General features: G+C 61.8%; 26 protein-coding genes and 3 pseudogenes. 2 read left to right on the forward strand and 27 right to left on the reverse strand.

Going from position 1 to position 25,368, the window contains the following annotated elements; all coding sequences use genetic code 11:
• Positions 1-10: 10 nt before the first annotated feature.
• From G7067_RS12505 to G7067_RS12565, 13 genes and pseudogenes are all read right to left on the reverse strand, one after another.
• Positions 11-691 carry a DsbA family oxidoreductase gene (locus G7067_RS12505; protein ID WP_166324943.1) on the reverse strand — a complete coding sequence of 227 codons (681 nt, stop codon included), beginning with the start codon at positions 689-691 and terminating at the stop codon, positions 11-13.
• A 79-nt stretch (positions 692-770) separates the two neighbouring features.
• Entirely contained in the window at positions 771-1,058 is a 288-nt protein-coding gene (locus G7067_RS12510) for a hypothetical protein (protein ID WP_166324946.1), read from the reverse strand.
• A gap of 1 nt (position 1,059) precedes the next feature.
• Positions 1,060-1,341 (reverse strand): hypothetical protein, encoded by a 282-nt coding sequence (locus G7067_RS12515; protein WP_166324948.1) that lies wholly within the window; start codon positions 1,339-1,341, stop codon positions 1,060-1,062.
• 26 nt (positions 1,342-1,367) lie between these two features.
• Positions 1,368-1,724 (reverse strand): hypothetical protein, encoded by a 357-nt coding sequence (locus tag G7067_RS12520; protein ID WP_166324951.1) that lies wholly within the window; start codon positions 1,722-1,724, stop codon positions 1,368-1,370.
• Between the two features lie 118 nt (positions 1,725-1,842).
• A protein-coding gene (locus G7067_RS12525) for an IS3 family transposase (protein ID WP_166324954.1) occupies positions 1,843-3,065 on the reverse strand; the annotation gives its coding sequence in 2 pieces (ribosomal slippage) (positions 1,843-2,780 and positions 2,780-3,065; 1,224 coding nt in all).
• A 49-nt stretch (positions 3,066-3,114) separates the two neighbouring features.
• Complete coding sequence (locus tag G7067_RS12530; RefSeq protein ID WP_166324957.1) at positions 3,115-3,798, reverse strand: serine hydrolase family protein; 684 nt, start codon at positions 3,796-3,798, stop codon at positions 3,115-3,117.
• Complete coding sequence (locus tag G7067_RS12535; RefSeq protein ID WP_166324959.1) at positions 3,795-3,953, reverse strand: hypothetical protein; 159 nt, start codon at positions 3,951-3,953, stop codon at positions 3,795-3,797. The genes G7067_RS12530 and G7067_RS12535 overlap by 4 nt, the downstream gene beginning before the upstream one ends.
• A 24-nt stretch (positions 3,954-3,977) precedes the next feature.
• Positions 3,978-4,541 (reverse strand): hypothetical protein, encoded by a 564-nt coding sequence (locus tag G7067_RS12540; protein ID WP_166324962.1) that lies wholly within the window; start codon positions 4,539-4,541, stop codon positions 3,978-3,980.
• Positions 4,531-5,483: pseudogene (locus G7067_RS12545) on the reverse strand (4-(cytidine 5'-diphospho)-2-C-methyl-D-erythritol kinase). Before G7067_RS12545 ends, G7067_RS12540 begins: the two are co-directional and overlap by 11 nt.
• A 33-nt stretch (positions 5,484-5,516) precedes the next feature.
• The gene (rsmA, locus tag G7067_RS12550; protein WP_166324966.1) at positions 5,517-6,431 is read right to left on the reverse strand and encodes a 16S rRNA (adenine(1518)-N(6)/adenine(1519)-N(6))-dimethyltransferase RsmA; all 915 of its coding nucleotides are present in this window, start codon (positions 6,429-6,431) and stop codon (positions 5,517-5,519) included.
• Positions 6,428-7,321 carry a TatD family hydrolase gene (locus G7067_RS12555; protein WP_166326189.1) on the reverse strand — a complete coding sequence of 298 codons (894 nt, stop codon included), beginning with the start codon at positions 7,319-7,321 and terminating at the stop codon, positions 6,428-6,430. The genes rsmA and G7067_RS12555 overlap by 4 nt, the downstream gene beginning before the upstream one ends.
• 8 nt (positions 7,322-7,329) lie before the next feature.
• Positions 7,330-8,913, reverse strand: a complete 1,584-nt coding sequence (metG, locus tag G7067_RS12560; protein ID WP_166324969.1) for a methionine--tRNA ligase — start codon at positions 8,911-8,913, stop codon at positions 7,330-7,332.
• A 71-nt stretch (positions 8,914-8,984) separates the two neighbouring features.
• Positions 8,985-9,455, reverse strand: a complete 471-nt coding sequence (locus G7067_RS12565; RefSeq protein ID WP_166324972.1) for an OsmC family protein — start codon at positions 9,453-9,455, stop codon at positions 8,985-8,987.
• Between the two features lie 211 nt (positions 9,456-9,666).
• Between G7067_RS12565 and G7067_RS12570 the strand changes: the two genes are divergently transcribed.
• A complete protein-coding gene (locus tag G7067_RS12570) occupies positions 9,667-10,830 on the forward strand; it encodes a Fic family protein (RefSeq protein ID WP_166324975.1) in 1,164 nt (387 codons plus the stop codon).
• 50 nt (positions 10,831-10,880) lie between these two features.
• Here the strand turns inward: G7067_RS12570 and G7067_RS12575 are convergent, their stop codons facing one another.
• From G7067_RS12575 to G7067_RS12615, 11 genes and pseudogenes are all read right to left on the reverse strand, one after another.
• On the reverse strand, positions 10,881-11,651 hold the full coding sequence (locus G7067_RS12575) for a lytic transglycosylase domain-containing protein (protein WP_166324978.1): 771 nt from the start codon (positions 11,649-11,651) through the stop codon (positions 10,881-10,883).
• On the reverse strand, positions 11,644-13,926 hold the full coding sequence (locus G7067_RS12580) for a choice-of-anchor M domain-containing protein (protein ID WP_166324981.1): 2,283 nt from the start codon (positions 13,924-13,926) through the stop codon (positions 11,644-11,646). The genes G7067_RS12575 and G7067_RS12580 overlap by 8 nt, the downstream gene beginning before the upstream one ends.
• 107 nt (positions 13,927-14,033) lie before the next feature.
• Positions 14,034-14,246, reverse strand: coding sequence for a hypothetical protein (locus G7067_RS12585; protein WP_166324984.1), 213 nt, complete (start codon positions 14,244-14,246; stop codon positions 14,034-14,036).
• Entirely contained in the window at positions 14,243-14,425 is a 183-nt protein-coding gene (locus G7067_RS15295) for a hypothetical protein (RefSeq protein ID WP_425280720.1), read from the reverse strand. Before G7067_RS15295 ends, G7067_RS12585 begins: the two co-directional genes overlap by 4 nt.
• Before the next feature lie 12 nt (positions 14,426-14,437).
• Positions 14,438-15,188 (reverse strand): annotated as a pseudogene (locus G7067_RS12590) (anchored repeat-type ABC transporter permease subunit); the annotation flags it as partial.
• 7 nt (positions 15,189-15,195) lie between these two features.
• Positions 15,196-15,936, reverse strand: a complete 741-nt coding sequence (locus G7067_RS12595) for an anchored repeat-type ABC transporter ATP-binding subunit (protein ID WP_166324987.1) — start codon at positions 15,934-15,936, stop codon at positions 15,196-15,198.
• Positions 15,933-16,463 (reverse strand): choice-of-anchor M domain-containing protein, encoded by a 531-nt coding sequence (locus tag G7067_RS14725; RefSeq protein ID WP_166324990.1) that lies wholly within the window; start codon positions 16,461-16,463, stop codon positions 15,933-15,935. The genes G7067_RS12595 and G7067_RS14725 overlap by 4 nt, the downstream gene beginning before the upstream one ends.
• Entirely contained in the window at positions 16,442-16,957 is a 516-nt protein-coding gene (locus G7067_RS14730) for a choice-of-anchor M domain-containing protein (protein WP_166324993.1), read from the reverse strand. Before G7067_RS14730 ends, G7067_RS14725 begins: the two co-directional genes overlap by 22 nt.
• Complete coding sequence (locus G7067_RS14495; protein ID WP_244301118.1) at positions 16,954-17,454, reverse strand: metal ABC transporter solute-binding protein, Zn/Mn family; 501 nt, start codon at positions 17,452-17,454, stop codon at positions 16,954-16,956. The genes G7067_RS14730 and G7067_RS14495 overlap by 4 nt, the downstream gene beginning before the upstream one ends.
• Positions 17,364-18,475, reverse strand: a pseudogene (locus tag G7067_RS14500) (anchored repeat ABC transporter, substrate-binding protein). Before G7067_RS14500 ends, G7067_RS14495 begins: the two are co-directional and overlap by 91 nt.
• A gap of 180 nt (positions 18,476-18,655) precedes the next feature.
• Complete coding sequence (locus G7067_RS12615) at positions 18,656-21,679, reverse strand: choice-of-anchor M domain-containing protein (RefSeq protein WP_166324996.1); 3,024 nt, start codon at positions 21,677-21,679, stop codon at positions 18,656-18,658.
• A gap of 145 nt (positions 21,680-21,824) precedes the next feature.
• On the opposite strand from G7067_RS12615, the gene G7067_RS12620 reads away from it, so the two are divergent.
• Positions 21,825-23,195 carry an aminotransferase class III-fold pyridoxal phosphate-dependent enzyme gene (locus tag G7067_RS12620; protein WP_166324999.1) on the forward strand — a complete coding sequence of 457 codons (1,371 nt, stop codon included), beginning with the start codon at positions 21,825-21,827 and terminating at the stop codon, positions 23,193-23,195.
• A 132-nt stretch (positions 23,196-23,327) separates the two neighbouring features.
• On the opposite strand, the gene G7067_RS12625 is transcribed toward G7067_RS12620, so the two are convergent.
• The 3 genes from G7067_RS12625 to G7067_RS12635 form a co-directional block, all read right to left on the reverse strand.
• Positions 23,328-24,173, reverse strand: coding sequence for a PP2C family protein-serine/threonine phosphatase (locus G7067_RS12625; RefSeq protein ID WP_166325002.1), 846 nt, complete (start codon positions 24,171-24,173; stop codon positions 23,328-23,330).
• 29 nt (positions 24,174-24,202) lie between these two features.
• On the reverse strand, positions 24,203-25,006 hold the full coding sequence (locus G7067_RS12630; RefSeq protein WP_166325005.1) for a YaaA family protein: 804 nt from the start codon (positions 25,004-25,006) through the stop codon (positions 24,203-24,205).
• Positions 25,007-25,096: 90 nt separating this feature from the next.
• Entirely contained in the window at positions 25,097-25,366 is a 270-nt protein-coding gene (locus tag G7067_RS12635) for a F0F1 ATP synthase subunit epsilon (RefSeq protein ID WP_166325008.1), read from the reverse strand.
• Positions 25,367-25,368 lie beyond the last annotated feature (2 nt).

A 25,368-nucleotide genomic window follows, 5' to 3' on the forward strand; every position in this document is an offset into this window, starting at 1 on the left:
CCCTCGGGTCTTATCGCTGAACTGGTTCTTCACCGCGGACAAGCCCGAGCACCTGCTCGAACGCTCCCGCGAAAGCTTCGGCCGATTGCGCCCCCGATACTCCATACTTCTCTTCGATCAAGAAGAACGGAACACCGGTCACACCGAGCATCTGCGCCCGGGTGATGTCGCGGTCGACGGCTTCACCATACTTCGCGCTGTCGAGCGCCGCACGCACCTCATCGGCGTCGAGCGCGACCTCGGCACCGAGACGAGCAAGGGCGTCGGGATCCGACATATCTTCGCCCTCTTCGAAATAGGCGCGGAAGAGCCGCTGCATCACCTCGGGCTGTACACCACGATCCTTCGCGAGGTGCAGCACCCGGTGAGCGCGTCTAGTGTTTGCGTGCTTGACCCTGCCGAAGTCGAACACGATCCCCTCGCTCGCTGCCAGCTCCGTCATCTGCCCGAGCATCTGCTCGACCTGCTCGCGAGGCATTCCCTTGTGCTTCACGAGGAAGTCAATCTCACTGCCCGCGAAATCGAGCGGCGTATCGGGGGCCAGCTCGTAGCTGTGGCTCTCCACCTCAATGGTGACTTCGGGGTGCGCGGCGCGAAACTCCGCCACGCCCGCCTCGAATCGGTGCTTGCCGATGTAGCACCACGGGCAGGCGATGTCGGACCAGATATCTACGCGGATCGTTTCACTCACAATTGATGCAACCGGTTACTATGAGCGACTATTCCCGCGACAAGCAGTTCAATGCCTGCTCGCTCATTCGTCATCAGTTCTATAGGTCGGCTAGTTTTGCTGCGAGCCGATCACACTCTTCCTGTTTGCACTCCACAAGACGATCCGCGTCACGCTTCACCTCGAAAAACTCATCCTGGTTCTGCTCAAGCACCCGCTTGACTTCACCGTCAAATACGCCATGACGCGAAGCATCCTCGTACGCGGCATCCTGCACCCGATAAAACAGGCGCACGCTCTCGTAAATGGACTCTTCAGCCTCATCTACTTCGCGTCTCAATATCAGCAACTCTTGCTCCAGTTGCTCCCGTTCAAGGCGATCACTCATTTCAAGAAACGCTCTCCACGCCGTCATGGTGGTAGGTCGTCGCCTGAATAACCCCGGCTCGTTGTGACAAGGCCTTCCCAGCCTTACCCTTCATCCCCTTTTGAGCTTGTGTATCAAGAGACTTCAGAGCGGCTGCCTTGCCCGCACGGGCAGCCTCAATCTTGCGGGAAGCATTCCGCTTCACTTCGGAACGCTCAGTGTTCAACCGTGCCGCCATAATCGCCCCGGCAGTCCTCTTGGCAAGATCTTTCGCTTTTTGCTCCAGAAACGATACATCAACCATCGAAGTCCAACCCTTTCGCACCTCATTTAGAAACGGAACCCGGCGGCCTGTTGAACGTCCTGCCGCTCACGCCCACTCGAAACATTCAACAGAGTGGCCTTCAACTCGTCCAGTTCCTCGATCTCTTTTCCAATCTTCGCGCTCGCCTGTGAGATCGCGTCAAGATTCATGTGGCGCTCAGGCTGCAAACCGCGCCGATGTGCCTCTTCTTCCACGTCATACGAATCGATAACCCAGAACCACATTGCACCAGTTTCCTGCAGCACCCGTTGATACGACTCCTGAAGTTCTCTAGGAATATCATCATTCACTTGACGAGCATCCTGAAGGTGGTCAATCGCGTCATCGATCAGCTTTGCACCACTCGCAGCAAAGCCGCTCACCAAGCCCACAGTGCCCAAGCCAGAAGTAGTGCGGGAAGTCAGTGCGCCCGTGCCATAGGGGCCATAGATCCTCAGGTACTCTGAATTGGCCTGGGTTTAGTTCCGACCGTTGTATCCGTCAACCAGTTGGTTGCGGAAGCTTTGTACTGTCAGCGTAGTACGCTTCCTCAACCTCGAGTGGGGTGCGCATATCGAGCTCCCCATGGAGGCGCTCATGGTTCCACCACCACACCCACTTCAAAGTCGCGAGCTCGACCTGCTCGACACTCTTCCAAGGACGTTGCTGACGGATTAGCTCGGTCTTGTAGAGGTTGTTCACCGCTTCTGCCATCGCATTGTCAAAACTGTCTCCAACAGTTCCAGTTGAGGGGAGCGCACCCAGTTCCACAATGCGATCGGTGTAGACCATCGCGGTGTAATTCGATCCGTGATCAGCGTGATGAATTACTCCGTTCAGGTCGCCCCCGAGTTGCCAGGCAGCCATATCAAGCGCCTGCATCGGGAGTACCTCTGATCTGAGTGTCGAAGCGACGTTCCAGCCCACAATCCTGCGTGAATATACGTCAGTGACGAACGCGGTATACGCGAACCCGGACCATGTCGCGACGTAGGTGACATCACACACGAGTAATCGTTTCGGCGCTGCAGCGGTGAACTCCCGGTTCACCAAATCAGATGGCAAGACCGCCGACCGGTCCGAGCGCGTGGTGAACACTCGCTTCGATTTGCGCACTCCGCGCACCCCGGCAGCTTTCATGAGACGTTCGGTCTGATCACGGCCAACGTCCCACCCCTCACGGTTGAGGAGCGCGTGCATCTTGCGACGCCCATACACGCTGTAATGCTTCTCGTGGAGGCGCTGGATCTCAGGAACGAGGAGTTCATCGCGAAGCTGCCGCCCAGAGGGCGGGCGGTGCTTCGCAGCCCGATACTCGCGAGACGTAAGGAAACCACGAACTACCGCACGGAGTGTTCGGCAGAGGAACTCGACCCCGAAACGATCACGATACATATCGATGAATCTGATCATTTCGTTCGTGGGTGGTCGAGTTCCTTGGCGAAAAATATACTCGCAGCCCGCAAAACCTCGTTCGCTTTCTTCAACTCAGCGACCTCGCGGCGCAGACGCCGGTTCTCCTCAGTGATGTCGGTCGTCACGCCATGTTTATGGCCGGTATCAATCAGGAATTGACGGTGCCAAATACGGAGCGTGTCTGGTGAGACACCCAGCAAGCCTCCGACGTGGTTACTCGCTGCGTTGAGACTTGCATGCTCGGGGAGCGCTTCGGTGAGCATGCGGAGTGCGCGTTCACGGAATTCTAGATCGTATTTTCTTGCCATGGTGTTTCCATCTTCCTTGTTGAAAGATCGGAACTAAACCCAGGCCAATTCACTCCTTGATCCGCGCGGCAATTCTCTCTTTCTCGCTCGAACCTGACATCCAGGAGGGGTTATCCTTGAGAAACGTTCTTGCCGCGAGAGCAACCTGTTCCGCAGACATACCAGATACAAAATGACCATCTTTTGCAAGCCGGTCAAGATTCAACGCATCGCCATCAAAATACCGCGCTAGCGTGTCGTGCTCTTTCAATGAGACTGAGACGATGGTGCCGTACATGTGGTCGCGAAGCGAATAGGCCGCGAACGATCTTGCATTTCGATACCGCAGAAACGCCTGTGGATTCTCCTTCAACCAGGCGAGTTCGTCAGTAGTCAGCGTCCTTTGCTGCATCCCCCCAAAATCATCAAAACTGACTGACCGAAACCCATGCACCGGAGCATACACGGCAGTCATCTTCATCAGGTACGCACCAGACTGGCTAAACCCGCCAACATCCGTCACACGTCCCCCCGGCTTGCTTTCAACAGACATCAAGGTCTTTTCCAGGAAAGCAGATGCAGGCTTGTACTCCGGCGACAAATACCCGCCCATCGAACGTATCGCACCGCCCGTTCCGGTCTTGCCTGTGTCACCCATGAGATTGACGTTATTCGTCCCCGCAAACACCACCGCAACATTGCTGTAGTCAGGCGTGCCATCTCCTTTTATCGGAGCAAAAGCCATCGCGTTCATGGCATTGCTATCATCGCCCCAATGCTATCCAACACGACGAACTTGACTTCTTTGTCGCCAATATCAAGCCATACCTCCTCTGCACCAGAACGAGCAATATCTCTCGTCTTGTCGATGGCTTTTGCGATTACTTCGGTCGTGATCTCCTCGCTCATGACAGCCTCCCGCGCTGGTTCTGCCTAGTACCTTGGCTCGTGAATTTCAAGGTCATAGACAACTCTTGCTCCAGGACTTCCCGTCGCAGACTTACGAAACTCATCAAATGCGCTGCCCGTCTCTTCGCGCAAACCCGAGATGCCATCCTCGATTCTCATATCCATATTTTTCGGTGACAGCGTCCCTGTGGGAACATATCGTTCGAGATCGTGATCGTACTCCATCTTGTCGTTTAGCCAGTAGTAGCTGGTGAAGTAGTCCGTATCATTCACATACACTTTGAAATCGCTTGCGACGCCGTTACCTAAGAGCGAAGGCCCGAAGACGGGGGAATCACGCCATTCCACTTCCACGCCCTCCCACTCAACAGCAGCGACACCTTCATAATTCTCCAGCAGGTATTCCGTGAAGGTCTCCTGTACCTGTCGCATGCCGTCTTGGTAGGCGAGCTCCATCGCACTCCTATCCGAGAGTGGTTGCTCAGTCGCACCCTTATCCATGAATACCTTTCCAAAGATCAAGCCACCGCCCAACACAAGCAGACCCACGACTGACCACGCCGTAATCCATATCCCTTTAGCAGTCAAGGATATCTCCTCCTTTATGCACCACACGCGCGCCGGAGACCGGCCCCGTGACGGTGAGGGCGCGGTGTCCCGCTCGCGTGAGCACGCCAAGCAGCTCCGCGGCCTCCTGAGCGTTGTCAACGAGAAACGCGACCGTGGGGCCGGATCCTGAGACGATACCCGAGAGCGCACCGCGAGATTCACCGAGTTCGAGCAGTTCGGCGAGTTCGGGGGCGAGCCGGAGTGCCGCCGCCTGTAAATCGTTGTGCATCGCTTCGGCGAGGGATTCGGGATCGCCGACGCGCACGGCCTGGAGCACCGCGGTGTCAACCTTCACGTATTCGGGCTGCGGGCCGAGATCTCGCAGGTGATCTGCCCGGTGCTGATCGAGTGTGTTGTAAACGACGGGAGTGCTGAGACCCGCATCAGACAGCGCGAGCACCCAGTGAAAATTCCCCTTGGCGAGCGCCGGGCTGAGCTCGTCACCGCGCCCCGTGCCCACCGCGGTGCCGCCTTCGAGCGCGAATGGCACATCGGCGCCGAGCTGTGCCGCGAGCGCGAGCAGCCCCGCACGCCCCACACCGGTCCCCCAGAGTTCATCGCAGGCAACGAGCGTTGCAGCAGCGTCGGCGGATCCGCCCCCCATGCCCCCGCGATCGGCACGCGCTTCAGCACGGTGAGGCTGACGCCCCCTTCATAGCCGGTGTGCACCGCGAGCAGCTTTGCCGCCCTCACCGCAAGGTTAGAGTCATCCGTGCTGAGCCCCGAGCAGTCGATGGGGCCACTGAAACGCACCGAAAAATCGGTGGCGTCGGTCGCGGTAACCTCTTCAAACAGTGACACGGCCTGGTACAGCGACGCAACATCGTGATACCCGTCATCTTGCAGGGCCCCGACTCGAAAGAAGACGTTGATCTTGCCCGGTGCGCGCACCGTGACTGATCCTCGCTGTGTTCCGCCCATGAGACCACGCTAGCGCACCCGCACACCCCGAACTTACGTGTTTGCTTTGTGCCCGTTTCCGTGCGCCCGTGCGACCGCGAGATAGTCGCGAATACTCAGTTGTTCCGCACGATCGGTGGGAGCCACCCCAGCCGCTTCAAGCGTGGCAACGGCCTGATCGAGCGGCCCCAATACGGGTTGCAGGGCCTGTCGCAGCATCTTGCGGCGCTGCGCAAATGCCGCATTCACGATCTCAAAAGTGAGTTCTCGTTCCGCATCGGAGCCTAGCGGGATGGAGCGTCGCTCATATGACACCAGCACTGAATCGACCCCGGGCACAGGCCAAAAGATGCGGCGACTCACGGTGCCCGCGATCCGCCATTCGCCGTACCATGCCGCTTTCGCGCTCGGTGAGCCGTATTCTTTCGAGCCGGGATCCGCTGCGATGCGGTGGCCCACCTCTGCCTGCACCATCACGAGCCCGCCACGAAGCTCCGGGATCAGTTCAAGCAGGTGCATCAGGATCGGCACCGACACGTTGTAGGGAAGGTTGGCAACGAGTCTCTCGGGAGCTGCGTCTGCGAGCTGAGCCGCGGTAATCTCAAGCGCGTCGCTCCGGATCACCCGCAGCCGTGGATCCTGCTCGTCAGCGAAGATCTCGGGCTGAATTGCACGCGCTGTCTGCGGGAGCTCAGCCGCGAGCCGGTGATCAATCTCGACGGCGGTGACTCGGGCACCGACCTCGGTGATGCCGAGGGTGAGAGATCCCAGCCCCGGACCGACCTCGATCACGCGATCCCCCGATTCGACGCCGGCGAGGCGGACGATCTTGCGCACCGTGTTGGGGTCGATGACGAAGTTCTGCCCCAGCTTCTTCGTCGGCGAGACTCCAAGCCTTTCGGCGAGCTCGCGCACCTCTTTCGGACCGAGCAGTGCCCCGCCCTGCGGGCTCTCGGAGGCGTCTGTCACGCTGCCGCCTCAGCTGGATCCCAAGATCCGTACACTCGCTCGGTGTTGGCTGCGATGCGAGCGCAGACTTCTGCGAGGTCTTCGCCCAGGGCCTCAGCCATACGCCGCACCGTGTAGGGCAGCAGGTAGGGTGCGTTCGGGCGGCCTCGGAAGGGCTCGGGTGTGAGGAACGGCGAATCGGTTTCCGCGAGCACAAGCTCGGGTCGGGCCACACTCAGTGCTTCGCGCAGCGCGGGCGCATTCTTAAATGTCGCGGTGCCGGAGAACGACATGTACCAGCCGTTCTCATTGCAGATTCGGGCGAGCGTTGCGTCTCCCGAGAAGCAGTGGAACACGGTTTTGTCGGGCGCGCCGACACGCTTCAGGGTGGCCACGACCTCGTCGTGCGCGTCGCGATCGTGGATCTGAAGCGCGATCTTGTTTGCGCGCGCAATCTCGATATGCGTCTCAAACGACTCGATCTGGGCGTCACGGCCGTCTTCACCCGTGCGGAAGAAGTCGAGGCCGGTCTCCCCTACCGCGCGCACGCAGGGCTGGGCGGCGAGGCGCGAGATTTCGGAGAGGTGCGCGCTTAACTGGCCCTGCGCGAAGAGTTTGGGAGCCTCGTTTGGGTGCAGCGCGACCGCGGCGAGCACCCGGGGATCATGCTCGGCAAGTTGCGCACTCCAGCGACTCGTCTCAAGGTCGGTGCCAACCTGGACGATCCCGCGCACCCCAACGGCTGCAGCGCGATCGAGTGAATCGCTCGGATCGAGCTGCTCGTGGCCGTCTTCAAACTCAAGGTGTGCATGGTTGTCGTACAGCGGGAACGGCAGCGGCTCGGGGCTCTCCGGCCGCGTCAAGTCTCGCCCCTCGGACTGATGGCGTTTGCGCAGACCCGCAGCTGGCATCTCACCGCTCACGATGAGACCTCGGTCTCAATGCGGGGAAAGAGCACCGCGAGCGCATGCTGCGTGGTGCCCGGCACCAGCTTGCCCCAGGTACCGGCCTCCCGGATCGGCTGCGCAACCAAGGCCCCCAAAGATTCCTCTGCGCCCAGCGCGCCCCACAGCTTCGCGGTGGCTTCCGGCAGCACCGGCGACAGCAACTCAGCGAGCACACGCAGACCCTCGGAAGTGGTGTAGAGCACGCGCGCGAGCCGGTCACGCTGTGCGGGATCCTTCGCGAGAACCCACGGCTCCTGCTCCGTAATGTAGCCGTTCAGGGCGTCGACCAGTTCCCAGATCGCGGCAATGGCCTCGTGGATCGCGAACGCGTTGATGTGTGCGTCGGCGCGGGACGCCACAGAGGCCGCGAGATCACGGATCACCGCATCAGCCTCAAGCTCAACCCCCGGATCCGGCACCTGCGCGTCAAAGTACTTCGCGTTCATCGCGAGCACTCGACTCGCGAGGTTACCAAAACCGTTCGCGAGTTCGGCATGGTAGCGGGCCGCGAGATCCTCCCAGCTGAAAGAACCATCGTGCCCGAAGGAGATCGCGCGCATGAAGTAGTAGCGGAACGCGTCGGCACCGAAGGTGTCAGTGATCTCGTTCGGCGCGATGCCTGTCAGCTTCGACTTCGACATCTTCTCGCCACCGACAAGCAGCCAGCCGTGTGCGAAGACGTGATCCGGTACCTCAAGCCCCGCCGCCATCAGCATCGCAGGCCAAATCACCGCGTGGAAGCGGAGAATGTCCTTGCCGACAAGATGGGTGCCCGGCCAGCGACGAGCAAACTCTTCATCATCGACCCCGTAGCCGGTCGCCGTGACATAGTTGAGCAGCGCGTCAAACCAGACATAGGTCACGTGTGAGTTGTCCCAGGGAATCGGGATACCCCAGTCAAAAGAGGTGCGGGAGATCGAAAGATCTTCGAGTCCCTGCTGCACAAACGCTACGACTTCGTTGCGCGCGCTCGCCGGCTGCACGAAGTCCGGGCGCTCCTCGTAAAGCGCGAGCAGGCGATCCTGAAACGCACTCATCTTGAAGAAGTAGTTTTTCTCCTGCAGCAATTCAAGCGGCTTCGAGTGAATCATGCAGACCTTCTGGCCCTCGAACTCCCCCTCACCGTCAAGGATCTCACTCTTCGGCTTAAACTCTTCGCACCCGACGCAGTACAGCGCCTCAAACTCGCCCGCATAGACGTGGCCGTCGTCGTAGAGCTTCTGCAGGAACTTCGCGACGCCCTGTTCATGCCGAGCGTCAGTGGTGCGGATGAAATCGTCGTTGGAAATGTTGATCGTGTTGAGCAGCGGCTTCCAGGCCGACTCCACAAGGCGATCCGCCCACTCCTTCGGCTCGACACCATTGGCGGTCGCCGTGCGCAGGATCTTCTGCCCGTGCTCGTCTGTGCCGGTGAGGAACCAGGTATCGTCACCAGCTTGCCGGTGCCACCTCGCGAGCACATCAGCCGCGACCTCCGTGTAGGCGTGCCCGATGTGGGGCGCGTCATTCACATAGAAAATCGGCGTGGTGAGAAAGAACGAATCGGGCTTGGCCATGGGGTCCATTCTATTCGGAACCACCGACACGCATCCTCCGTATTACGGCGGGGAGATTCTGAAGGCTTCAGTCAACCCGCGACCACAATCTCCGGCTCGTGATGCACAGGGAAGTTGACCGAGTTCGCGATGAAGCAGTGCTCACGTGCTTCTGCGTGGGCGGCCCGCGCCGCCTCCACCATCGACGCCTCTGCAACCGTGACTCGCGGCCTGAGCGTCACCTCGGTGAACGCGCCGCCGAGTCCCTGCTGCTGCATGGTTCCAGTGGCCTCGTCCGTGTAGTCGGTCACGACCACACCGGCCCGCACCGCCATATGCAGATACGACAGCATGTGACACTGTGAGAGCGCGGCGACGAGCAGTTCCTCGGGGTTCCAGCGCTCGGCGTTGCCGTGGAAGGTGGGATCGGCGGATCCTGCAAGCGGATCTTTGTCTGCGGCGTGGATCAGCAGCTCCCGCCCGTACTCGCGGTACCCGCTCGTGCCCGTGCCGCGGTTGCCCGTCCACTCGACGCCGATTCGGTACTCGTGCAGTCCGTTCATGCCTTCATTTTAGACAGTCCCCCACATTCTCCCTCCAAGCATCTCTTGACGACAGATTCCCTGAAACATCTTCCCTCAAGTGCCACTTGACGACAATTCTTACAAAAAACATGTCCTTAAACGTCGCTTGAAGACACTTTTAACATAGACAAGACTCCCCATTCACTCGTAGAGTGAAGCTGTGGATATCGAATCGTTTAAGAATGCCGACATGGGAACACTTGTACCCATTTACGGAACCGACCCGCAGCTTGGGGAGTGGACACACAGCGCGTTTATTCCAACCCCACTGCCGAGTTCAGTCCCAGAGCTATCCGCAGAAACTTACCTCTCCGTCCTCAAAGCGCGAGCTGCCCTCTCGGCACTGGACGCAACAGCGAAGCAGCTTCCGAATCCCACCCTGTTGAGACTTCCGACGCTCCGCAGAGAAGCGCAGAGTACTTCCGCGCTCGAAGGCACGTATGCCCCACTTGCAGACGTTCTCACCGCAGATGAAGACGCGCCCGCAACTCCGGAGCTCATCGAGGTATTGAACTATGTATCGATGGCGAATATCGGGTTTGACAAAGTTGCCTCCGGGTTTCCGATCTCCGTCACGCTCATCTGCGAGCTGCAAGCCCAGCTCATGCGAGGAACCCAGTTGGAGGAGCTCTCTGGTCAAGTGAGAGACAGGCAGGTGGTCATCGGTCAACGCACGGATGCTGACCCGCAAGACTTTCCTGCGCGAAAATCACGGTTTGTGCCCGCACCGCCTGGGCTCACGCTTGAAAGCGGGGTGCGAGATTTGACCGATTGGATGCGCCAGGATCACTCTGCTGCGATCGATCCTGTCATTGCCGCGGCAATGTCGCACTACCAGTTTGAGACATTGCACCCGTTCATGGACGGAAACGGTCGTGTCGGCCGCTACCTGATCGTTCTGCATCTGCAAGCCACAGGCGTGCTGAGCGAGCCCACGCTCACTGTTTCACCCTGGTTTGAGGCTCGAAGAGCCGCCTACTACGATCACCTCCTCACGGTGAGCACCGACGGGGATTGGAATGGATACGTCAAGTTCTTCGCAGATGGCCTCTCGAGCGCGGCTGAGCAGACCAAGAATCAAATGATTGCGCTTGTCTCGGTACAGGCAAGGCTCAAGGAACAGGTGCGAGCTTCGCATCTGCGGGCTGACTCAGCCCATGCACTTGTGGATCTTGCCATCGCAAACCCAAGCTTAACTATTGCCAAGGTCGAGACTGAGCTCGGTCTCTCCTACGGTCGGGCCAACAAACTCGTGAATCAACTGGCGGATCTAGGAATTCTCCAAGCTCTCAATCCAGCTGGCTACAAACGCAGGTACTACGCACCAAGCGTGCTGGCGGTGTTGACGAGCTAGTGTCCTGCGCCGTAAATTCACTTCGCATATCCCGGCACTCCCGCGTTCGCTCACCCCAGCGCTCCGTAGTGACTGGCGGCCTCGGCCACGCGGTTGTTGTATTCCACGGTGTTGTTGTAGGCAGCAACAGCCGCGATCCAACGTTCTGGACGCGACAGGTCACCGCCGACATCACACAGGTAGCGGGCCGCGGCGAGCGCACTATCGTCAATGTTTTGCGGGTTTTTCGCGCCGTCGCCGTTCCCATCGGCACCCCACGTGGCCCAGGTTGAGGGGATGAACTGCATGGGGCCGACAGCGTGATCCCACACAGAATCACCGTCGAGAGTGCCGCCGTCGGTGTCGGGGATCGCGTCGGTAGTGCGCCCGTCGAGCGCGATCCCTATAATCACGGGGACGGCATTGCCCGCAGCATCGATGTGTGCGCCACCGATGGTGCCGTGTTCCGACTCAACGTGACCGATGCCGGCGAGGGTGTTCCAGCCGAGACTGCATCCGGGAGCCTCCGCTGCGACCTGGATCGCGGCTCCCGCGTATGCCGCAAGTGCCCGCGCCGGGATCCCCGTCCGCCCCGAAACCGTCTTCACCCATTCCGGGTCGGCGCGTTCGCTGAGGATCTGCGGCTGTGCCGCGAGGATCTGAGGGTCAGTGCGCAGAGGAGCTTTCGGAGGATCTACCGGCACCACCTCCGCTGAGGCCGCGGCTAGCGTGGCGCCGGTGTTCCCCACCACAAAGGAGGCGCCAATCACACCGACGCCTAAGAGCAGCATTGCTACAGAACCAAGGATCAGGGCTTTGCCCGATCCGCGCCAGTCACGCATCTGCCACGGCCCCTGCATCAACGCCCGCACGCAGCCGGCGCAGGTACCACACGGTCCCGCCCGCGATCCCGAGCAGCACCAACGCACCGCCCGCGATCAGCCCGGCCACAACAGCGGGGTCTGCCCCTGCCCCGATTGCCTGCCGGAGCAGCTCCTCAGCGTTGCTACCCGCGCCGGAAGTTCGCCGCGCGTTTGCCGTAGCTTCCGCGGTCGCGTCAGCGGCGGCAGCCTCCTGATCCGCCGCGACCGCAGCCGCAGCAGCCTTGTTGACGGCGGCGTTCACCTCGGCGGCGTCCGCGACACCCGCCGACTGCAGTCCGCAAAACGCATCTCCCAGGGGCACATCGCCGACCTGAAACACGTAGGTGTGTGGCACTGTCGTGAGGGATCGCCCGGTCGACGGGTTCGTCGCAACCGCGTGCACGGTGAGCTTATAGATCCCCTTCTCACTGAACACCCACTGCGCGTGCGTGTGTGCAGGTACCGCCTCTCGGATCGTTCCCGGGAAGCTGTATCCGCCGCCCTGCAACAGCGATGACAGACCTCCGAAGGAGCCCTGGCTCGACAGGAACACGCTGCCGGGGCCGTTCACCGCTGTCACGTTGATGGAGACATCACTGTGGCCGCTGGCAGCGGTGCGGTTCGTATCCCAGCCCGGCCAGATGAGGGCAGGATCCTGCGTCAGCGGCAGCACATAGCCGGCGGGAGCGCCTGGCGTACCTGCGGGAATGTTCGACCGATACGCCGATTCTTTGACCTTCAACAGCACCGTCTCCGCCTCGCGGATCACGTGATGCCCGGTGACGTCCTCCATGAGCTGCAGCACCGCCTTGTTGTTCGCAGCGGACACATAGAAGGCATCGATGTGCCCGGTTTCGAGCGTCACTCCCGGACTGCAGCTCTGAGCCGGAGCCTGTGCAGCGGGCCCAGAAGGCGGCGGGGCGGGCGGTGCGGCGGGACCACCACCACTGCGATCGGTGACGGTAAACGTATCCCAGCCGATGAAGCTGCCAGCGACGTCCTTAATGACGAGCCGGTGGCTCCCCGCCTTCGCCGCCGGAGGCAGTTCTACGGTGAGCGCACCGCCCAACCCGGCCTGCACCCATCCTCGCCAGACGGGCGGCTGCCCCTGCAGCCACACCGACACCCATTTGCCTGCGAGAGCTGGATCCGCGAGTCGCACGGCCAGTGTTCCCCCAACATCCACTCGCTTGTCCTTCGTGGTGATGAGAGCCGCGACTCCCGGGCGGCTCGCGGCAATCTCCGCCTCAGACACCGGCGAGGTGTCATCGTGGGCGGGTTTTTTCTCTACCTGACCAGCGACTTCAATAGTGACGGGCCGTGAGGTGGCGGGAACAAAGTCGTCACTCCACGTCGGCACAAACTCCGCGACGATTTTGTGGGTTCCAGGCGGCAGGTCATCAACGCGAAACTCGGCAGATCCTTGTCGCAGCAATGCGTGCCCGTGCAACGTGCCGGTGGTGAGGTTACGAAACTGCACCGCACCGCTGGCGGCTGCAGGATCAACGCGCGCCGTGAGCGCCACTGATTCCCCGACGGCGAGCTGCCGAGTTGCAGCGGTGAGCGAGGCGGTTGTGGCGCGGGTGTGCGCGTCGAGGTTGCCGACCACAAAGGTGTAATCGTTTGCGGCGGTCTGAGGGCGCCCGTCGATGATCCCGCTCATCTCGAAGGTGAGGGTGTAGCTGCCAGGCTTGCTGAACGCCCAGTTCATGTGAGTGTGCTGCGGTACGCCGATCTTCCAGTCCGGCAGCGGGGCGGTGCTGCTGAAGATGCGCTTCACCTGCGCACCGTCTTGCATGTACACCTCGGCGGTGCCCGGTCCCTGCGCACGCACGAGTCGCACCTGGAGCGAGTTGCCCTGCACCCGACCCGAAAGATTCGGATCTTCTGTGCTGAACCCCGGCCAAATGATCTGGTGGTTTTGCGTCTGCGGCGCCATCCAGATCGTTGATCCCGGCTTCCCGAGGAAGGCGTAGGCAGGGAGATCAGGCACCGTAATTTTGCCCTGGTCGGAAAGGTGAAACAGCAGTTCGCGCGCGGTAAGCCTTGATCCCAGATCGATCACACCATCGCCGGTGACATCAATGTCTGCTTTCGATTCCAAGACGAGCGCTCCGCCATCAAGGTAGGCGGAAACCGCGTCGGTGTGCACGGCTCCGATCACCCGTTTTGCCCGGCTCGCCGGGGCGGGATCGCGCGATTGTCCCGCGGGCAAAGGCACCGTTTGCGTGAAAGACGGAGCGAGAGTGTCCACGGAAAGCTCCGCTTCTGACGGTTCCGCTTCATTAGGTGTGTCGTCAACGGGCGGTTCTGCAGCGGTATCCCCTGCCGGATCCTCCGCCGGATCCTCGACAGGATTCTCTACCGGGGTTCTCGATCCTCTCCGGGGATCTCCCAATCCTCCGCGTCCGCCCCAGCGCCGGGCACCGCCACTACCTCCGCCGTGTCAACTGACAACACCTCGTCGGTGGCCACCGCGACGGAGGGAAAGAGCATCCCCGTCAGAAGCGCCGCGCTAAGCCCTGCGGCCAACACCCTCGCGCTTCGAATATGCGCACCCCGTAGCGGTTTCACACCACCACCTCTTTCTGAAGTTCGCGAATGTCAATATCGGCGGATTCCGATCCCGACGCCGGCTCTCCTTCCCCTTCAACTGCCCGCGCTTTCTTCCGCAGCGCCTTCACCACGAGGCCGTGCCTGGGCGCGAAGAACCAGGCCAGCATGAAGACGGCGGTTGCGACGAGCACGATCATGCCGCCGACTGGCAGATCAAAGCTCCACGACGCATACAGCCCGACGAGCGCCGAACTCCCCCAATCACGGGCGCGAGCACCATCATCAGCACCAGCCGGTCAGTGAGCAGCCGCGCGGCAGCCGCCGGGGTGATCAGCAGCGCGAGCACAAGAATGTTACCGATCGTCTGGATCGAGATCACGATCGCGACCGCGACCATCACGTAGAGCAGCAGGTCGAGGGCAAACACCGGCACCCTGTGGAACGGGCCATCTCACGGTCGAGGGTGACCGCGACGAACTCCTTGTGAAACAGGAACACGGTGAGCATCAGCAGGATGCCGGTGATCGCGACCGTGTAGATATCTTCGTCGGGGATCCCGGTGATCGAACCGAAGAGAAACTGCTGCAGCGATCCGGCATACCCCGGCGCGAGCGAGATCACCACGATCCCGAGCGCGAAGGCGCCAACAAAGAACACCCCGATGATCGAGTCTTCTTTGATGCGCCGATTCTGCGAGAAGATCGCGACGAGGATCGCGGTGAGCACGCCCGCGACGGCCCCGCCGAGCACGAGATTGCCCTGGATCACGAACGCGACCGCGAGACCGGGGAACACCGCGTGCGCAACCGCGTCTCCGATGAACGCCATACCGCGCAGCACCACATAGTTGCCGATCACCCCGCACACAATGCTCGACATCACTGCAATGATCAGCGCTTTTGGGAGGAACGCGAGGTCGGGGTTGAGGAGGTCGTGAATAAAGTCGATGGGTGTCAGCATCAGGCGGCTACCCCAGCGTCGTGAGCAGCGGATTCGTGGCCTTGATGCTGAAGGTGCGCATCCAGGTTTCGGGATCGTTGAGCTCCACGGGTGACCCGTCTGCAATGATCGTGCGGTTGATCAGGCACAGGCGAGAGCACTCGTGGATCGCGCCGACAAGATCGTGTGTGGTCATCAGTACCGCCTTGTCTTCGTGTGCGAGTTCCCGAAACAGCTCGATCAGAAGCTCTTGGGTGGGCATATCCAGCCCGGTAAACGGCTCGTCCAGCAGCAACAGTGTCGGGCGCAGCGCGAGGGCCCGGGCGACGAGCACCCGCTGTCGTTGCCCGCCGGAGAGTTCTCCCACGGGCCTGGACCGCAGATGGGCCATATGCACGCGCTCAAGCGCCTCAGCAACAGCGTCAAAATCTGCCACACCGGGTCGCCGAAGCCACCCGATTCGGCGCACGCGCCCCGTCATTACGGCGTCTTCCACGGTGATCGGGAAATCCCACGCAAACTCGTGCCTTTGCGGTACATAGCCGATCCGTGAGCGCGCCTGGGTGCCGCTTCGCCCCGCAACATCGACGCGACCAGATTCGGTGCGGATGAGCCCGAGCACGGACCGCAGCAGCGTCGTCTTACCCGCTCCGTTCGGCCCGATCAGCCCCGCAAACTCGCCGACGTCGAGCGCAAGATTGACGTTGTGCAGCACCCGTCTACCTCCCAAGTGCACGGTCAGGTCGGTCACGGTCAGTGCGCGGCTCATACCGTATCTGCTTTCTCTATGGGGTTTGGGAGGTCAGTCTGCGGCTCGCGTGCGGCGAACGCGCGCGCCTTCGCTCGTCTCGACGCCGCCATCGCGATGATCACCGCAGCGATCAGCGCGAGAGCGATCACTCCGACGACACACCACACCACGATGGCGAGCGTATTTGCGCCCGCCTCGGGCTCTGCGATCGAGCCGTCCTGAGCCTTGGCCGTATCGCCGTCTTGCGCGCTCGTGTCGTGCGGCTGCGAGGTCATCGTGAACGCGGGAGCCGGGTCCGTCGCATCTCCAACTGCGAAGCGGAGTGTGCCCTGGGCGGTCACGGCCTCCCCTGTGTTGAGCTCCGCGTCGAACTGAATGTCGACGAGGTAGATCCCGGGTGCGCTGAACACCCAGTTCGCGTGGGTGTGCGTGTTGACCTCGATCCAGGACTGCTGCGGAAAGGACTCGAGCGAAGACCACAGGGGTTCAGGATCGCCGAAGTTGCCGCTCTGCAGGTAGACCACTACGTCGCCCGGTCCCTCCACCCCAGAACGGTCAGCGTGGTGCCAAGTTTCAGGGAGCCAAGCACGTTGGGCTCCTGCGTATTCCAGCCTGCCCACACCACGTCGGGCTTCTGGGCTTGCGGCACCACCCAAACTTCGGAGCCGGGAGCCTGACCGAGGAATGCGTAGGCTGGCGCATCCGGGACCTGGAGCATGGCCGCATCACTGACTTTCAACACGACGTCTTCAAGGTTCCGCCAATACGACGGCGAGGCCGTGTCGTCGTGAATCTGAATGATCCACTCGCCGGTGTTCAGCGTCGGCCCGAAGTCAACGTGTCCGCGATCCAACACGACCTGCCCGCTGCCCTGCGCCTGATTCGGATCGAGGATCTGGTCGAGGCCGTCTCCTGGTTCCGCGAAGGCACTAGCCGGGGCTGCGAGGAAGAGCCCGGCCAGCGCGATCGCTGAAGCCAGCGCCGCAGCGCGCACCAGCGATCTCAGTGGTGTGAATCGTGTCGGCTTCACTCTGTTCATGGTGTTCCTTTTCTGGGCGCGGTCAGGCAGTCGCGCACGGACTGCGCGTTGAAGCGCATCATGTCGATGTAGGTGGTGGCGTCTTCGTCGAATGCATCGCCGTAGATCGGGCAGACGCTGATCCCCTGCTCCTTCGCGACCTCCGTAAGGGTTGACGAACGGGAGGCCAGGTTGGGTTCCAGGAACACTGCCGGCACCTGCAAATTGCGGATCGTCTCTGTGAGGCGTTTTCGTTCCGCGAGCGAGGGCTCCACCGCCGGATTCGGCGTCACAAACCCCGACACGCTGAGGTCGTAGGCCTGCGCGAAGTATCCGAAGGCATCGTGGGTCGTCACGAGGGTGCGATCCTGGCGCGGTATCTGCGCAACGGTGTCGCGCACCTCAAGGTCAAGATCCGCGAGCTCGGTCAGGTAGGCTGCGGCATTGCGCGAGTACTCGGCAGTGCCCGCAGGATCGACCTCGCTGAGGGTGTCGCGGATGATCTCAACGTAGGCCATCGCGTTGCGCACGTTTTGCCACAGGTGCGGATCGATTTCCCCGTGCACGTGCTTGCCAAGCACCGCCTGCGGTAGCTGATAGATCGGCTCCCCGCCCGCCCGAGGAAGCGATAGGCGGGGTCGCCCGGGATTTCGTGGAGCGCCTTGTTCGGCACCTCCACAATGACGTCGGCGATCGGAAAGAACTCCTGATGCACGTCTCCCGAGCCGTGTTCATGGTCGAGTAGCACCTCGAAGCTACGAGTGGCCAGATCTACTGTCAGGTCTGAGTGACCAGAATCCAAAACCGTCGCGGTCTCTTTCCCCGGAACGGTGTGCGGGTTGACACCGACCGCAAAGGTGACCCGATCTGAGGCGATCGGGATCGGCTTCTGCGTGGCATCGGTCTGCAGTTTCGCCTCAAGATCCAGGGTGTAGATGCCGGGTTTTGTGAAGGCCCAACTGAGGTGTGTGTGCGCGTCCGGAGGCAAGCTGACTGTGTCGTCGCGGTATCCGTTGGTCGCATCAAAACCGTTTGCGGATTCAAAGTACACATCGACGTCACCGAAGCTCCCCGTGAGATACGCGACGAGATCGCCGGGGCCCGAGGCCGCGGTTGCAGAAAGAAGAACGGTTGAGGTGCGGTTTGCTCCGAGCGCCGCGCCGTCGCCCTTCACGCGCAATCCCAGCCAAACCGTGTCGAGAGAGGCGTCTTCGACGAGTGGAATGAGTTCCGCCGCGTATTTCACCGCTTCTTCCGCGAGCGCAACGTTGGGGATGCCATCGGGCAGATTCGTGTCGATCGCCTTAATCAGGCTCTGTTCTTCGAACATAAGGTAGTTCGTAAACGCAACATCGGCGTAGACAATGTCGCGGACATCGCGCAGCGTGGGCTCGTAACTGTGGGGATCGCCCCCTGGGGAACGAGTGGGGTGACTTCTGCTCGATCACCGGCGACGTTGCGGGCGAGGTCCGCGAGAATACCGGTGGTGGTGACCACTTGGATCGGGTCGGCGGCGGATCGCTGCGCCGCCGGCTGCATGTGCTGCGCCGACTGGGCCGGTGAGGCCGCCACGCACCCGGCAAGGAGCGCGGCGGAGGCGGCCGCCAGGGCCGCCAGTTTCAGGGACCGAATACGCACAACACTTCTTTCAAATTGAGAAATAGGTACGAGGAGGTGTGAGTGGGGCAGGAAACAACTGCCCCACCCACACCCCGGGTGTTAGTCGATCGGTGTTGTGTTACGGCGGCGCTGCAGCAGCACCGTGCCAGTACCCGCGAGGAGCAGCAGACCTGAAGCAAAGCCGATCCCGATGGGGAGCTCGCTACCGGTCTTTGCGAGACCTGAGCCGGCCGCTCCGGCCTTGTCCCCCGCTGTGCCGCCGGGCTTCACCGCGCCAGGCTTCACATCGCCGGGCTTGGCGCCCGGCGTCGTGCCGCCGCCTGTTCCAGCAGCGCTGACCTGCAACTGTTCCCAGCCGATGACCTGCCCAGCCGCATCAAACACGGCGAGGCGGTGTGCTCCGACAGGGAGGTCGGCTGGAATCGTAACCGCGATGCTGCCATCCGCCGCAACCTGCACCCAATCGTTGCCGAGCAGCTTTGGCTCTGAGAACATCCACGCGGCGATCCACTCACCTGCGCGTTCGTTCCCCTTGCCGAGTTGCACGGAGACGACCTGCCCCTGCACAGGAGCCTTCGTCGATAGGGAGATCCCACCGGCCTGCGTGTGATCCAGCGCGGATTCGCTCTGCGCCTGCGGTGCTTTGCTCGGCTTTGCGGATCCAGGCAGCACCGTGAGTGCGACCGGCTGCGACTCTGCGATGACCTTGTGTCCGTGTCCGTAGAGCTTTGCCACGATCAGCGCACCAGCATCGCCGGTTTTCACCTCGTGCTTCAGCTCCGCCCCTCGCGCCCCGGAGATCACGGAGTAATCCGCGTCGCCCGCCCGCTTGATGAACCAGTGGTAGTGATCCTCGCCCGTGACAGGGTTCTGCACCGCGGTCAATTTCGCCGTGTCGCCAGCGTAGTAGCCCGCAGCGAGTCCTTCGACAGTCAACGTTGTCTCCGGGACCGGATTCTCGCCGCTTGTCGTCACGGAAAGGGTGACGGGTGCCGACTCTGCGAGTACGGCGTGAGTCTCGTCAAAGAGACGCAGCACGAGCTGTGCACCCGCGTCTTCCGCGGTCACCGGGTATGCGAGATCCTTGTCGCGCGACTGGTCGACCCAGACAAAGTCGGTTGCACCTGCCCGCTTGATATACCAGTGGTAGTGATCGTGATCCGTTTGCGGTGTTTGCGTGGATGTCAGCTTCGCGACGTCGCCGGGCACATAGCTGTGCTTGTCGGTGGTCACGTTCAGCACCGTGGCGATCTCGCGTTGCTTGGCGGTGATCGTCACGGGCTTGGATTCGGCGTGCACTTTGCCGTTGTGCAGCAACTGCACCTTGACCTGGATCCCACTGTTGGCAAGGCTCGGCTTGAATTTGTAGGTGGCGGCAGTTTGTCCGTCGACCGCGGCAAAGGAGTCCGCGCCAGGCAGCTTCACCCACCACTGGTATTCGCTCAGCCCGGTCGGGGTGGACTGCTCGGCCGTCAGGGTCGCGCCCTGGCCGACCCAGTAGTCGTCAGCGGCCCGGTTCGTCTTGATCGTCAGATCCGTCTCGGGTACCTCGCCGCCGTGGTGGTCGTCAAGTTTCACTACGACCGGCGCAGATTCCACGTAGGGGCGCCCGTCATCGTAGCTCAGCTTCGCGATCACAGCGGCACCGTTCAGTTCCTCGCTCGCGGCGAAGGAATAGCTGGCGTCGTTCGCGCCATCGACGAGGATCGGGGCAGCCTCGCCCTGCTTCTGCACGTACCACTCATAGCGGTTCAGCACCGAGGCGGGGGTCACGCTCGCCGAGAGCTGTACCGTGTCGCCGCTGTGGTAGTGGTCGGCGATCCCACTCACGCTCACCTTTTGTAGCGGGGCCGCACCGTGGTCGTTCACCGATATCTTCACTGCACTCGCGGTCGCCAGCACAGTGGCTCCCTCGCCGATCAACTCAGCGGTGACCTGTGCACCGTCCAGCGCCTGTTCCGCTGTCAGACGGTGGCTCGCGCCTGTCGCCCCCTCGATCTGCACCGGCGCAGCCTGGTCGCTGCGCTGCAGGAACCAGCGGTAAGTGCCGTTCTCCACGGCCGGGTCGCCGGTCACTGAGAGATTGATGGGCGAGTTGCTGTGGTAGTGGTGGGCAAGCTTGCCAATCGCGATTGTCTGCACGGACGGGGCGGCGACCTGGATCTTCACAGGCTCCGATTCAACCACCAGGGGCTTCGCCGATCCCGAAGCGAAATCTTGCCCACCCGACACAGCGACCCGATACTGCGCTCCCTCGGCCGCGGCGACCGTCAGTGTCGCGCTGTTCGCGCCCGCCACGGCCTGCCAGGCATCCGTGTCCGAGTTGCGCGTCGACCACGCATACTCATTGAAGCTCGATTCCGCGGGGATCTGTGCTGCAGACAACGTCACGTTATCCCCAGCGGCCACCACGGCGTCTGCGCCGGTAACCGTCACAGCGGTCGGTATCGGCGACACTACAAAGGTGTAGCTTGCCGAATTCGTGACCGCTGTTTTCGCTCCGTCGCCGCTTTTCACGGTGGCCTGAGCGCTCAGTTTATATGTTCCTGGTTCGGTGAACGCCCAGTTGGCATGTGTGTGTGCCGGGAAGGGCTGGTCGATCGTACCGGGCAGGGAGTAGCCACCGTCGACGAGAAGCGATGCCGGAGCACCCCAGAGGCCTTGGGTCCACAGGTACACCTGCCCGGGCCCGTCTACGGCAACGCTGATCTTTGTGTCCGCGCCAGGAAACGCGGACTGCACTCCCTGCGTATCCCAGCCTGGCCAAATGAGGTTCCAATCCTGCGTGAGGGGCAGATGATAGAAACTTGTGGGCGCTCCCGGCGGGACCGCGGCCGCGGGGAAGCCTGTGCTGAAGGACTGGCTCTTCACCGCGAGTTCCACAGACTCCGGCGTGCGCAGTACATGGGTTCCGGTGACGTCTTCCTTGAGTACGAGCCGCGGAGTGTCATCTTCGTTCAGGATGAGATTGAAGGCGTCGATGTGGCCTGATTCGAGGCGAACGGGGTCTTCGATGACGAGGGGAGCCTCCACCGCGGATGCAGCGGTAGGGATCCCCAGCCCGCCCATCAGCGCGAGCACCCCAATGAGGGCACCGCCTCGAGCGCGAGTCTTGGTGAGCATGCAGATGTACCTTTCAGTGTTGGTCGGCTCGACGAAGCCGAACTCGCCTCTCTATTGAGAACGATAATCATAAGCATATAGGCCGAGGTAAAAGAGCGCCACCCGATCACCCCGCGACACGGCCGCGCGGAGTAGGATCGAGCGTATGACTGAAGTGACCTTGAGCCCTGCAGCACCGTCCACCACGAGCGAGCAAGCGATCGCACAGGAGCGACGCCTGGTCACCGAGATCCCCGGTCCCCGCTCTCGCGAACTACATGAGCGCCGCAAGGCCGTCGTGCCGCCGGGCGTGCACAGCGTGCTCCCCGTCTACATTGATCGCGCACACGACTCGATCGTCGTCGATGTCGACGGCAACCACATTATTGATGTCTGCGGCGGGATCGGCGTCACGACGATCGGCCACACCGACGACGCCGTGATCCAGGCAGCGCGCGAACAGCTCGGCAAGGTCACACACACGCTCTTCACCATGACCCCCTACGAACCCTATGTGCAGGTCGCGGAGCATCTGGCGCAGGCCATTGCGGGCGGCGAAGGCTACACGACACTCCTCATGAATTCAGGCGCCGAAGCCGTAGAGAACGGCGTCAAGATCGCACGCAAGTACACGGGCCGCCCCGGTGTCGCCGTGCTCGAGCACGCCTATCACGGACGCACCATGCTCACCTCGACCATGAATTTCAAGGCTGCACCCTACGCGCTCGGCTACGGTCCGCGCGCGAGCGATGTTTACAAAGCACCCAATTCCTACCCGCTGCATGACGGACTGAGCGGCGCCGAGGCTGCCAAGCGAACCATCAACTACCTTGAAAAGGTTGCCGGGGCGGAGGATCTCGCCTGTCTCGTTGTCGAACCCATCCAGGGCGAGGGAGGGTTCATCGTTCCCGCTGACGGCTACCTCCCGGCGCTGGCCGAATGGTGCCGAGCGAACGGCATCGTGTTCATCGCCGATGAGGTGCAGGCTGGGATGGCGCGCACCGGCACGATGTTCTCGATCGAACAGTTCGGAGTCGTGCCGGATATCGTGCTCTCCGCGAAGGGCATTGCTGGCGGTCTCCCCCTGGCTGGCATCACCGGTCGCGCCGAGATCATGGCAAAGTCTCAGCCGGGAGGCCTCGGGGGCACCTTCGGTGGCAACCCAGTATCGTGCGCCGCGGCCGTCGCGGTCTTCGAACAGATCAAACAGCGCGGCCTGCTCGCCGAGGCGAAGCGCATCGAGGCAACCTTTGGCGCAGGCCTGCGTGAACTGCAGGAGAAGTACAACGTGATTGCCGAGGTACGCGGAAAGGGCGCGATGCTCGCGATCGAGATCGTGAAGCCAGGAACGCTCGAGCCCGCGCCGGAGATCGTGGGGCGCGTGATCGACGAGGCAGCCAAGCGTGGCGTGCTACTTCTCAGCTCCGGCGCCTACAACCAAGCGATCCGGTTCCTTCCCTCACTGAAGATGAGCGACGCGCTGATCGAAGATGTACTCTCGGTACTCGACGAGTCATTCGCCGAGGCCCTGGGCTAGCTCGGTGCCCCAAGGACACCGATTCGACCTAGAACACCCCGTCTTGACCGATTCGAGGTGTTCTACGTGGAATCGGTGTTCTACGTGGAATCAGTATCGTGTGAGAAGGATCGAGCGGGATCAAGTCAGGTGCTACGTGGCGTAGTCCTCAGCGGTCAGCCCGGCAGCCTCGACACTGCCGGTGTCGATCACGTCCCCCACAGCGTGAACGTCGATCACTACGACGGTGACGTTGTCGCGCCCGGCGTTATCGAGCGCCTGCTGCACGAGCTTACGTGCCGCCTGCTCAGCGGTGCGCTCTGTCGCAAGGAAGTGCTGGATCCCGATATCGGTGAGCTCCTTGGTGAGGCCGTCTGAACAGATCAGAATCCGCTGTCCCGGGATCAACGCAAGCGAGGTGTAATCGGGCACCGGCGCCTCATTGAAGCCGACGGCGCGGGTGATCACGTTGGCGTGCGGATGCACCTCCGCCTCTTCCGCTGTGATCGCACCTGTGTCGATCAGGTGTTGCACCACCGAGTGATCGACGGTGATCTGACTCAGGGCACCCTTGAAGTACTGGTAGACCCGGGAATCACCGATGTTGAAGACTTTCCAGGTCGGTTCTTCAGCATCAGTGCCAATGATGACTCCAGTGACAGTTGTCCCGGCGCCGAGTTCCGTCTCACCCGCATCAAGCTCGATGTCGTCTACCGCATCGCTCAGCACGCCGTCGATGTCACCCTCAGACACCGAGTTGCTGCCTCCAAGCTCAGCCAGACGGCGAACAACGGCGGCAGAGGCAATCTCGCCCGCGGAGTGCCCTCCCATGCCATCTGCGACAGCGAACACCGGCGGCACCGTCAAGTAGCTGTCTTGATTGGTCTCGCGTCGCCGACCAACGTCGGTCAGCGCAAACCAGGAGAGCTCAATCTCCAATTCGCAGTTTTCGCGGTAGCGAAGCCGACGTCGCACGGCATTTTCCCCGCGCGCGGTCATCGCTCACTCCGCATAGGCACCCGAGTATCCTACCGCGCCAGCGCCGCTTGATTGCCACGCGCGCTCAGACTCGGTGCCCCAAGCTCCGTAACCAGCGTCAGTTGATGGTGTTCTCCACCACGTGAAAGCTCGATCTGTTCTCCGCTCGCCCACTCAATCAATTCCTCTTCGCAGCCAATCTGTGCCTGCGACAGCGCGAGCCTGCGGACGAGATCGCCCTTTGCAGCTTTGTTGAAGTGGTTGAGCGCGCGCACCTCGCCTGCGGCGCTGCGCTGCGCGACATGCAACGAGCTTCCAGCACCCTCGGGCAGTGGCGCAAGCCTCGCGTAGTCCTTGGAACGCAGATCCAGGATCCAACCAAACCCTGCCCAGTCAATATTTGCGTGCGCGGCCTGCCACACCGCCTTGGTACTGCCCGCGAGCGCGGGGAGGCGCGAACCCGCAGAGAGGCGGTAGGCCGGGATCTCATCTGCCACGCTGATGAGCCCGAAGAGCGCCGATTGCACTGAGACGTGGTCGTCAAACCAAGCTCGTGCTGCAGGATCCAGCGACTCCACGTCGAGCGTGTCGTAGAGCACCCCCGTGTAGCGCTCCCCCGCAGGCAGCACACCACTGTCGCCGAGGCGATGATTGTATTCAAGTTCGGCACGATTCTTGACCCCAAGCCCCAGCGCTTTGGCCGCGGCCTCAGGATCCGCACTGAGTGATTCGAGGGCGGTGCGCACGGCGGCCCGGGCCGAGTGCAGTATGTCAGCATCACGCAGCGACGCCGAGTTCAGGATCCCGGTTCCCCCCACACGCTTCGTCTCGGAGGGAGGGAGCAAGATGTGCATGGTTCTCCTGGAGGTGTGGCGGTTGTGTGCGGGGATGACAAAGGCCGCACGCTCCGAAGAACGCACGGCCTTCGCCACTACTTCAGCGATTTAGGCGGCAGCAGCAATAGAAGCCGTACCCGCAACGATGGTCACGTTGTCGTGGTCGACGGAAAGGAACCCTCCGGCCGCATCCACGGTGATCTTCTCGCCGCCATCAGTCGTCACGCGAATCTCACCCTCGGCGAGGATCGCGAGCATGGGCTGGTGCCCGCGCAGGATACCGATCTCGCCGTCGACGGTGCGAGCGATGACCTGGGAGGCAGATCCCTCCCAGACACGCTGCTCCGCCGAAACGACGCTTACATTGAGTCCGGCCATGG

Source organism: Leucobacter insecticola (assembly GCF_011382965.1).
Classification (GTDB): Bacteria; Actinomycetota; Actinomycetes; order Actinomycetales; family Microbacteriaceae; genus Leucobacter; species Leucobacter insecticola.